At 42.4% G+C, this 8,533-nt stretch carries 6 protein-coding genes and 1 tRNA gene; 5 read left to right on the forward strand and 2 right to left on the reverse strand.

All coding sequences use genetic code 11. From position 1 onward, the window contains the following. Window positions 1-479: 3-hydroxyacyl-CoA dehydrogenase NAD-binding domain-containing protein (locus LN893_RS19815; protein WP_229973095.1), on the reverse strand; the 479-nt coding region annotated here is incomplete at its 3' end. Between the two features lie 92 nt (window positions 480-571). After that, window positions 572-2,473 (reverse strand): asparagine synthase (glutamine-hydrolyzing), encoded by a 1,902-nt coding sequence (asnB, locus tag LN893_RS19820; RefSeq protein ID WP_229973096.1) that lies wholly within the window; start codon window positions 2,471-2,473, stop codon window positions 572-574. Between the two features lie 162 nt (window positions 2,474-2,635). Here asnB and LN893_RS19825 point away from each other — a divergent pair, with 162 nt between their 5' ends. The 5 genes from LN893_RS19825 (at window position 2,636) to LN893_RS19845 (ending at window position 8,394) form a co-directional block, all read left to right on the forward strand. Then, complete coding sequence (locus LN893_RS19825) at window positions 2,636-3,532, forward strand: alpha/beta fold hydrolase (protein ID WP_229973098.1); 897 nt, start codon at window positions 2,636-2,638, stop codon at window positions 3,530-3,532. 15 nt (window positions 3,533-3,547) lie between these two features. Beyond that, the gene (locus LN893_RS19830; protein WP_229973100.1) at window positions 3,548-3,817 is read left to right on the forward strand and encodes a hypothetical protein; all 270 of its coding nucleotides are present in this window, start codon (window positions 3,548-3,550) and stop codon (window positions 3,815-3,817) included. 500 nt (window positions 3,818-4,317) lie between these two features. Beyond that, window positions 4,318-4,947 carry a C40 family peptidase gene (locus LN893_RS19835; protein WP_229973102.1) on the forward strand — a complete coding sequence of 210 codons (630 nt, stop codon included), beginning with the start codon at window positions 4,318-4,320 and terminating at the stop codon, window positions 4,945-4,947. Window positions 4,948-5,136: 189 nt separating this feature from the next. Continuing rightward, a complete protein-coding gene (locus LN893_RS19840; protein WP_229973104.1) occupies window positions 5,137-8,202 on the forward strand; it encodes a TonB-dependent receptor in 3,066 nt (1,021 codons plus the stop codon). 118 nt (window positions 8,203-8,320) lie between these two features. Beyond that, window positions 8,321-8,394, forward strand: a tRNA-Ala gene (locus LN893_RS19845). The last annotated feature ends 139 nt before the right edge of the window (window positions 8,395-8,533 follow it).

The following is an 8,533-nucleotide window of genomic DNA, read 5'->3' on the forward strand; positions in this document are numbered from 1 at the left end:
GGGTGGCCGTTCATTAGGAAGGGCTTGTAGAGCTTCTTCATCACGTCCTCGGCTCTCTCGGAGGCAACTCCAACCACGATGCGGTCTGGCTTCAGGAAGTCGTCTATGGCCGCTCCCTCCTTCAGGAACTCTGGGTTAGAGGCAACCTCAAACGGGATGTCCACGCCGCGCGCCTCCAGCTCGGCCTCTATGGCCATGCGCACCTTATTGGCCGTGCCCACTGGTACCGTGCTCTTGGTCACCACCACAATATAGTTGTTCATNGATGCCAGATCGGTGGAGAAGGAAAGGCGCTCCTTCTGCGAATTGCGCTCCACCATCTCCTCAAGACCTGGTTCATAGATGGGAAGAATCCCATTCTTCAGGTTCTCGATCTTTTTCGTATCAACGTCGATACAGGTAACATCTATACCTACCTCGGCAAAACAGGTACCTGTCACTAAGCCGACGTATCCGGTTCCAACTACAGCTATTCTCATAATTCTAATGTTTAATGAAGTGATAAAATTAATTATTCTTTTCTGATTTCGACAAATTTAGTAGCTTATTTTCTTAAAATATTCCAATTACGCTACATGGTACGTTTCCACCAATCCTGAAAAACCAAGAGTGTCCATAGCTTTGTTTGAACTGGGGCAGCATTATTCGAACTAAATAAGTTTTTTGTTTTCTTAACTTCTTTTAGATTAAAAATCCCTTGTGCTTCGATAAACTTATCAGATAAGTGCTCATCTATTAAGCTTCGTCCTTCAGTCTTTAAAAAGGACTGAAGAGGGATTTCAAAACCTTTCTTGGGCCGCTTCAGCAACTCTGGCGGTAGCAAAGGATTAAAAGTTTCGACTAAGATCTTTTTTTGTAAGGAGGCATCAATTTTTGAGACTTCAGGTAGCGAAAAAGCAAATTTCACAACTCTATGATCTAAAAAAGGGCTTCTGATTTCCAAACCGTTAGCCATGCCCATTAAATCAATCTTAGTGAGCATATCATTTGCCAGAACTAACTGCCAGTCCGCCCAAAATACGTTACTCAAACTATATAGGTTGCCATCTATGCCATCTAAAATACGTTTTTTTCGAGCTTCATAAAATCTGCTTGCCGCAGCTTCTCTGAAAATAGGCTTTAGAAGGGCCAGCGCTTCGTTTTCTTGCTGCCATGTTGCCCAGTACCAATACCTATCTTTTGCAGATAATCTTGCTCCTGCTGCAAACCGCTGCAGGAGCCTAACTTTATTTGAGACATTCGCATGTCTGGATTTTGGCAATACATCCCACAAAAAGCTGAGTCCCTTTACCAAATCAACAGCTGCGCCTCCATTAAGAAATTTATACTCAGCTCTGTGCTTATTATACCCTCCAAAAAGCTCATCCGCTCCATCCCCAGACAATGCCACTTTCACCTTTTGGCTGGCATGCTGACTTAAAGCATAAACAGCAAGTGCAGATGAATCTGCGAAGGGCTCACTCATGTTGCTTAGCATAGAGGTTAAATGCCCATTAAGATCCTGGTTTGTCAGGAGCAATTCCGTGTGGTTTGTTTTGTACTTCTGAGCAACAAGACGTGCATAACGGGTTTCATCGAAAAAAGGTTGATCTGGAAACCCAACGGAAAAGGTCTGCAGGTCTGGGTGTTGCCTTGCAGCTAACGCCACCACTACCGAAGAGTCTATACCTCCACTTAAAAAAGCCCCCACAGGCACATCGGCAACCAATCTTTCTGAAACAGCATTTTCCATTAACTGCCGCAGCTTAACCTGTTGCTGCTTGTAAGTGAGCGGGTTTTGAGCAGCTTTCTCTGCGTCGAAAGGTAATTTATACCATACAGCTTCCTTTACTTTGCCACGCTTTATGAAAAGCGAATGACCAGGAAGCAGTTTCTTCACTCCCTTTATCATGGAAGCAGGAGCGGGCACATAAGTTAGCTGCAAATACTGATACAGTGAAGTGTAGTCTAGTTCCCGCGGCACTCCTAACTCTAAAAGAGCTGTAAGTTCAGAGCCAAAAACAAACTTATCGACATCTTTATAGTATAGCAGCGGCTTTTCGCCAAACCTGTCGCGAGCCAAAAACAATGTATCTTCGGCTGCATCATATACAGCAAATGCAAAGAACCCGTGTAAGCGTTTCAAAAATTCCTGTCCCTCAAGAATGTAAAGCTGAAGCACTACCTCTGTGTCTGAGCCAGTGCGTAAGCTTCCCCCCTTTGCCTGTAACGTAGCTGCTAAGGCTTTATAGTTAAAAATTTCACCGTTGAATATAATGGTATAACGGCCACTACTATCTGCAAAAGGTTGGTTAGCGTCGGCTGTAGGAGCTATCACAGACAACCTTCTGTGCGCAAGTCCCACCGCCCCGTGCGTATAGATACCGTCGGAGTCGGGGCCACGGTGCCGCAAAGAATTGCAGGCTGCCTGCAGGCGCTGTATTGCTGCCTTCCCTGTTTCTGAAAATGTATATACACCAGTTATTCCACACATACCTATTGTAAAGATATACTTTAATCTTCAACCGTTCCCCAACCTAGAAACCGTGGTAACTAAAACTTAACTTTAGAGAGGCTCATTTCTTCGCATTGCTAACAACCCGCTCGCTATGGATAAGTATACCATAGTAAGGTTAGTTCACGCAAAATTTTCCACATGAAACCTACTTGGTTAGATACGGAAGAGTATCCCTTTGAATCCAGATACTTCAATTTAGAAGAAGGAAGAATCCACTATGTAGATGAGGGCACAGGCACTCCTATCCTTATGCTACACGGTACTCCCTCGTGGTCATTTTTGTATCGCAACCTAATCAAGATTCTTAGCAAAAAATACCGCTGCATTGCCATGGATATGTTTGGCTTTGGACTTTCGGATAAACCGGAAAACTTTAGTTATAAGCCTCGTGCACATGCTGCTAATTTTGAAAAGCTAATGGAGCACCTGCAACTGACAGACATGGTTTTACTTGTGCACGATTTTGGGGCTCCCATAGGTTTAGCATATGCCATCAGGCATCCTGAAAATGTAAAGAATATCGTGATGCTTAACTCCTGGACCTGGTCTCTTTCGAAACAGCAATCTTTTACCAGCACAAGCAAGTATTTAATAGGCCCCCTCGGAAAATTTTTACACGCTAAACTAAACATTGCTACTGAAGCTTTGGTGAATGAACTCTTCTCAGAAGAACATGATTTGCCAGAGGCTATAAAACAACATTATGTAAAGGCTTTAGGCAATCCCAAAGACAGCGTGCAAAAGCTAGCGTTTGCGCGAGAACTGGTGGGCGTAACTAAGTGGTACGACGAACTTTGGCAGCAGCGTGCAAACATTCAGGATATTCCTACTCTAATACTTTGGGGTAAACAGGATAAGCTAATTGAGGTTGATGCACTGAAGTGCTGGAAGAAATTTTTCCATGAGTGCTACGTCATTTCTTTCGAGAACTGTGGCCACTTTCTTCAGGAAGAAAGCTCTGAAGAAGTTGCTAGCTACGTGCTTAACTTCTTAAAAGAAGAGCGAACAAAAGGTGAAATAATATATCAGATATAATCAAAACAAAAGCGGGTGAAAACAGGTAAATCTTTAGAGGAGGCCATACTTCGGGCTCAACAATCAACAGAAAATAATCTTCAAACTCAAGAACAACTGAATGCAATGAAAACACAAGAAAATAATTTCAACCAACAATTTAATTCAGGACAAGCGCCATTAAATGAATCACACTCAAACCTGTTGCAGTCTTGGCATAACCTGCGTGGTATGGAGTGCGAACTTGACAAGAGAAAGCTAGACAACTCTTCTAAAGGAAGTAGAATGGAAAGAGATAAAAATTAAAGATAAGAGGTATGCTACAAAGACGGCAGACACATAATCTGATATCTATAAAAACAGGCGCACTAACTACATATTGCGTCTGTTTTTGTTTTTAGGCAGTCCGATCAACTTCTCAGGCAACACGAAGGTTGCAAATTCTCTTTAAGGCTACAAAAGCTAAATGCAGTTACTCACAACACAGCCTTTCTTAGCATCCCCAACCCACGCTTTCAGCCCAAAGCTTCTTTACCGTTTTCAGAGTGCAGAGCTATAATGCCCGTGCTTACATTTTTGCAGCACAAACTCAAAATATCTCTATTATTCTATGCGTTAACTGTTTTGTATCGCAACCGCAGGATAGGGAGGCATTGGCTATATGCAGTTTTATTTTAACTTCAAAAACAAAAAACGGCTTAGCTACTTGAAGAACTCATTTAACTAAATTTCTTTTTTTAATGCGCTCCTTATCCTTAATTTTAGGAATCAGGTTCTCTTGTTTAACTACTTTGCTTTTTAGTGCTTTGAAAACTTTATCTACTACCTCCTTACTATTTATCTTTTTTCTTATCCTGATGGCCTCCTGCCAGTCCTCTCAGCCTACCTTTAGCAAACGGGGCGAAACATACAGATCTGCTAGGGAGATAGCAGCGGCAAAAAGGCAGGCTCGTAGAGCTAACAAGAATGGCGGCAGGGCCTCTGAAACACTCGCTTCGAAAGACCGCACCAGCAAAACGCGCATACGCAACCCTCGCAATATGGAGCAGAATGTGGCTACCGTTATCAAAACGGCACGTTCTTACACTGGCACACCCTATAGATGGGGAGGCACCACACGTGTTGGAATGGATTGCTCTGGGCTGCTTTGCACCTCTTTTGAAAGTATAAATGTTACGCTGCCTCGCACTTCCGATGAACAAAGCAGATTTGGGAAAGAAGTTAAGTTAAAGCACTTAAAAGAGGGCGATTTGGTATTTTTTGGTGCAAATAGATTTAGCCGTGAAGTAACCCATGTCGGTATGGTAACAGAGGTTATCAGCGATAAAGAGGTTAAATTCATACACGCTTCAACTAGTCTGGGAGTTATCGAGAACAACTTATACTCAGACCATTACCAACGAATTTTTATAAAAGCCGTAAGGCCTTCAATTTAATCATAAACCCTTTACTAATAGCTTTTTAGTCACACATATTATAAGTAAATTCTCCTGCTTAACATTTTATTAACAATAGGATGGGCGGTTTTAAATTCTTTATGAATACTTTTGTAAAAAAATCAATTAAACGTATTTATGAGAGCTATTTACAAAAGTGTAATTTTGTGTTTAGTTATGCTGCTACCAATGCAGTTAACGTGGGCACAAGGTTCAACCACAGCAGCAATAAGTGGTGTGGTAAAAGATCGAAGTGGATTAGAATTACCGGGTGCTACGGTAATTGCAGTACACCAACCAACTAACACACAGTATGTAACTGTTACCAACACAGAAGGACGATTCACGATCCAAAACATGCGAGTTGGCGGCCCTTACACTGTAAGAACTTCTTTTGTAGGTTACCAGGAGCAGAGGGTTGAGAATGTAGTACTTAACCTGGGTCAAACTGCCCGTGTTGATTTCAATGTTAGTGAAAGCAACCAGCAACTAGGTGAGGTGCAAGTAGTAGGTCAGAGAGACGATGTCTTCAACAAAGACCGTACAGGTGCTGCAACCAACGTATCACGTGAGCAGATTGAAAACCTTCCTACTTTGAGCAGAAGCCTTCAGGATTTCACTCGTTTAACACCACAGGCATCAGGCAACTCAATAGGTGGTTCTAACAACCGTTACAACAACATCACTATTGACGGTGCCGTGAATAATGACGTATTCGGTCTTTCTGGCAGTGGAACACCAGGTGGTTCAGCTGGTACACAGCCAATCTCTCTGGATGCGATTCAGGAAATCCAGGTAGTAGTTGCTCCTTACGATGTTAAGATGGGTAACTTTACTGGCGGTGGTATCAACGCTGTAACTCGTTCTGGTTCAAACAACTTCACTGGTTCTGCTTATGCTTTCGGACGTAACGAGAAAACAATAGGTAAGGCAGTTGAAGGCCCAAGAGAAAGAGCAGATGAGTTCACAAACTATCAGTACGGTGCTCGTGTTGGTGGCCCTATCTTGCGCGATAAGCTTTTCTTCTTCCTGAACGTTGATGCAACCAGAATCTCTGAGCCAGTTCGTTTTGCTCCAGGATCAGCTGAATCTCAAATACCAGCAGAAACTGCTCAAGGTCTTGCTGATTTCGTACGCACTACTTATGGTTATGATGTAGGTTCGTTCGGAGCTATCGATAGAAGAACTGAAAGCAATAAAGTTTTTGCTCGTTTAGACTGGAACATCAATAACAACCATCAATTCACCATCCGTCACAACTTTGTTGACGCTTTCGATGACAACATATCAAGAAGCCGTGACTTTGTTCGCTTTGGAAATAATGCTTACCAATTCAATAGCACAACAAACAGCTCTGTAGCAGAATTAAATAGCCGTTTTGGTAATAATTTAGCTAATAACCTGATCTTAGGTTATTCTCGCATAAGAGAAGACAGAGAGACAGCAGGTGCTTTGTTCCCACAGGTAACCATTTATGATGCAGTTGGAACTTTTGAATTCGGTTCTCAGCGTTCATCAGCTGCAAACGAACTTGATCAGGATATCTTTGAATTCACAGACAATCTAACTTATCATTTAGGTAACCACAACTTCACAGTTGGAACACACAACGAATTTTTCAAATTCCGTAACCTGTTTATCAATAACTACAACGGACGTTGGGACTTCAACAGTATATCTGACTTCGAAGCTGGTAGAGTAAGCCGTGTAAGAGCAACTTATTCTTTAGATTCTAATAACCCACTACCAGCTGCCGAATTTAATGCCATGCAGCTTGGCTTCTACGTACAGGATGAGTATACAGCATCAGAGAAACTAACTTTAACCCTCGGCTTGCGTGCAGACCTTCCAGTTTTCCCAGATACACCAGCACGTAACGAAAAATTCGAGAATGACTTCCAGGCTCTTTATCCTGGTTTAAGAACAGACCGTACACCAGGTGGTACTATCCTTTGGGCTCCACGTTTCGGATTTAACTATACTCCAACGGAAGACCGTTCTATACAAGTTCGTGGTGGTACAGGTATATTTACTGGTCGTGTTCCATTTGTGTGGTTATCTAACCAGTTTACAAACACAGGTACTATTTTAGGAACTGTTGATCAGCGTAACCCTAGTGCTTTTGTTACTAGCATTGATGAACAACGTAATGCTGGTACTGCGGTAAGAACTGTTGAGGTAAACGTTGTTTCTGAAGACTTTAAACTTCCACAGGTATGGAGAAACAACTTAGCAGTTGATTATACTCTTCCAGGTGAGATCGTTGCTACTGTAGAAGGTATCTATACAAAAACACTAAATGATGTTGTTTATAGCAACCTGAACCTTACTGAACCAGTTGGTACACTTCCAGGTGCAGATAACCGCGAAGTATATGCTTCATCAACTTCTGGCCGTAGAGTAAACGGTGATTATACAAGTGTAATCTTACTGGACAACACAAACCAGGGTTACCGTTATAGCGTTACAGGTCAGTTGCGTAAGAACTTTACAAATGGGTTAAATTCTTCAGTAGCTTATACTTATGGTAAAGCGAAAGATGTGAATAGCGGCACAAGTTCTACTGCACTTTCTAACTGGGAGTATAACCAGGTTGTTAACAATCCTAACGATCCTGCTCTTGAGTATTCTAGATTCGATGTTCGTCATAGAATAGTTGGAACTACAGGTTATACTTTCCGTTACGCGAACAACTTTGCCACCTCCTTCTCTTTATTCTACGAAGGACAGTCTGGTCTTCCATTTACTTACCTGTATGCACAGGACCTTAACAATGATGGTAATTTTGGCAACGACTTACTTTATATACCACGTACTCGTGACGAGATAAATCTGGTGCCAGTTGAAGGAGGACCTGATCAAGATGAGCAGTGGGCAGCACTTGATGCTTTCATAGCAGGTGACGAGTATTTGAACTCACGTCGTGGCCAGTACGCAGAACGTAACGGCGCTCGTTTGCCTTGGACACACCAGATTGACTTACGTTTACTTCAAGACTTCTACGTGAACACTGGCGAAAAAAGACATACTTTTCAAGTGACTTTCGACGTGTTTAACGTTGGTAACCTAATCAACAAGGATTGGGGACGTCAGTATTTCGTAAGCAACTCTGCTAACGAGATCATACGTTTCGCTGGAAGAGAAGCTAATGGTACTCCAAGATTCACTTACAACCCGAACAGCAGAGCGTATAACGTGTCTCAGTTCGCTTCAAGATGGCAGGGCCAGCTGGGTCTTCGTTACATCTTTAACTAAGAACTAATACCTATTATACCTGAAAAGGCGGCGCACATGCGCCGCCTTTTTTGTTTCTTAAAAAACTGCTCCTTTGTTTTGTATCTTAAATATTTGCCCTAATTTTGCATCACTTAACGGGGGATTAGCTCAGCTGGCTAGAGCGCTTGCATGGCATGCAAGAGGTCATCGGTTCGACTCCGATATTCTCCACATAAACCCTCATACTCTTTGTATGGGGGTTTTTTATGTTTTAAATGTTTCTCCCTCACCCGATTTAGCTTGTTGAGTCCTACTCTCTTTCATACTTCACATCCTATGTTTGTTCTCAGTGTCTTAGCTGCTCTTCTTT

It is taken from the genome of Pontibacter harenae, assembly GCF_020907245.1.
Classification (GTDB): Bacteria; Bacteroidota; Bacteroidia; order Cytophagales; family Hymenobacteraceae; genus Pontibacter; species Pontibacter harenae.